Raw genomic sequence first — 1,821 nt, 5'->3', positions numbered from 1 at the left:
GACGCCATGCATCCGATCCAGGACACCTTGCAGCCGATCGACTTCCACCCGGTCGACAAGAGTGAGCTGGTCGGGACGACCGCCGACATCCCGAGCGTTGCGGGCAAGAGCTTCGCCGCGGCCCGCCAGGCACTCGAGGCGGCCGGCTTCCACGCCGCTCGCGGGCCGTCGGTTCCCTCTGGCTATTCGGCCGGCACGGTGGCCTACGGCTCGCCGTCCGGCAGCGCGCCCACCGGCTCGGTGATCATGCTCTACATCTCCACAGGTCATGCACCGGCCCCGCCGAAGAAGCACAAGCCCACCAAGCACAAGCACGCGCGCGACACGTCGCCGCCGTCCAACACCAGCCCCGCGAACTGGCCGACCGGCGGCAACCCGGGCGGCAACTTCCCGCCCGGCTGGGGCCGCCACTAGGCGCCGAGCTGGCGGCGTACCTCCGCTGCCACGGCGCCGCCGTCTGCGCGGCCTCTGACCTGAGGCGTCACCACCCCCATCACCTTGCCCATCGCCTTCAGGTCGGCCGCGCCGGTCTGGGCGATCGCCCGGGTGACGATGTCGCTGATCTCCTCGGCCGAGAGCTGCGCGGGGAGGTACTCGACGATGACCGCTGCCTCCGCGGTCTCCTTCGCGGCCTGCTCGGCACGGCCTCCGTCGCTGAACGCGGCCGCCGCCTCGCGACGCTTCTTCGCCTCGGTGGAGAGCACGCCGATGATCTCGTCGTCGCTGAGCTCGCGGGCCTGCTTGCCGGCGACCTCGGCGTTGGTGATGGCGGTCAGGATCATCCGCAGGGTGCTCGACCGGACCTCGTCGCGGGCCTTCATCGCGGCGGTCAGGTCGGTGCGCAGGCGATCCTTGAGGGTGCTCATACCCGCCATTGTGTCAGGGTTGCACCATGACGCTGCGCTCGGTTTTCGGCACCCTGATCGGCGGCGGGGCGCTCGCCGGAGCCGGGCTGAGCGTCTATGCGCTGTGGGAGGCGCGGCAGTACACCCTGCGCCAGGTCACCGTGCCGGTGCTGCCCGCCGGCGCCGAGCCGCTGCGGGTGCTGCACCTGTCCGACATCCACCTGGTGCCCTCCCAGCAGCGCAAGCTCGCATGGCTCTCCGGGCTCGCCCTGCTGCGCCCCGACCTGGTGGTGGACACCGGTGACAACCTCGCCCACCGAGACTCCGTCCCGGCGCTGGTGGACGCGCTCGGCGCGCTGCTCGACGTCCCGGGTGTCTTCGTGCACGGCTCCAACGACTACTTCTCGCCGACCTTCCGCAACCCGCTCCGCTACCTGCTGCCCGACGACGGCCGGCGCCGCACCGACGTGCCGCAGTTGCCCTGGCGCGACCTCTCCGCCCGCTTCACCGGTGCCGGCTGGCAGGACCTGACCAACACCACCGCGCGGCTGCGGGTGAGCGGCGTCGACATCGCGTTCGCCGGCGTCGACGACCCGCACCTCGGCTACGACCGGCTCGACCGACTGCCCTCGCCGGCCCCGGCCGACGCGGACCTGCGCCTGGGGGTCACGCACGCGCCGTACCTGCGCGTCCTGGACCGCTTCGCGTCCGACGGGTACGACGCGATCCTGGCCGGCCACACCCACGGCGGTCAGGTGTGCCTGCCCGGCGGTCGGGCCCTGACCACCAACTGTGACCTCGACACCGCTCGGGCGCGCGGCCTGCACCATCACCGGGACGCCTGGCTGCACGTCAGCGCCGGGCTGGGGACCTCGCCGTACGCGCGGATCAGGGTGGCCTGCCGACCCGAGGCGACGCTGCTGACCCTGACCGCCCGGCCCGATTACGACTGAGCCACACCGCTCCGCTATGCTCC

3 protein-coding genes are annotated in these 1,821 nt (G+C 72.4%); 2 read left to right on the top strand and 1 reads right to left on the bottom strand.

Annotation, left to right across the window (positions count from 1 at the left end; translation table 11 throughout):
- Positions 1-414, top strand: a 414-nt coding sequence (locus tag VHA72_RS08075; protein ID WP_325574044.1) for a PASTA domain-containing protein, incomplete at its 5' end; no start/stop codon positions are given.
- Here VHA72_RS08075 and VHA72_RS08070 read toward each other — a convergent pair.
- Positions 411-866, bottom strand: coding sequence for a GatB/YqeY domain-containing protein (locus tag VHA72_RS08070; protein ID WP_325574042.1), 456 nt, complete (start codon positions 864-866; stop codon positions 411-413). The two genes, VHA72_RS08075 and VHA72_RS08070, sit on opposite strands and share 4 nt — an antisense overlap.
- Before the next feature lie 26 nt (positions 867-892).
- Here VHA72_RS08070 and VHA72_RS08065 point away from each other — a divergent pair, with 26 nt between their 5' ends.
- Positions 893-1,798: a metallophosphoesterase gene (locus VHA72_RS08065; RefSeq protein WP_325574040.1), complete on the top strand. Its 906-nt coding sequence runs from the start codon at positions 893-895 to the stop codon at positions 1,796-1,798.
- The last annotated feature ends 23 nt before the right edge of the window (positions 1,799-1,821 follow it).

The sequence above is a fragment of the Nocardioides sp. genome (assembly GCF_035547795.1).
Classification (GTDB): Bacteria; Actinomycetota; Actinomycetes; order Propionibacteriales; family Nocardioidaceae; genus Nocardioides.
Note: the sequence above shows the minus strand (reverse complement) of the source record. Positions and strands in the feature narration are given on the sequence as shown.

Bases quoted from the DNA above. Each gene is read 5' to 3' on its own strand.
- VHA72_RS08070 (WP_325574042.1), bottom strand. From the start codon at position 866: ATGAGCACCCTCAAGGATCGCCTGCGCACCGACCTGACCGCCGCGATG.
- VHA72_RS08065 (WP_325574040.1), top strand. From the start codon at position 893: ATGACGCTGCGCTCGGTTTTCGGCACCCTGATCGGCGGCGGGGCGCTC.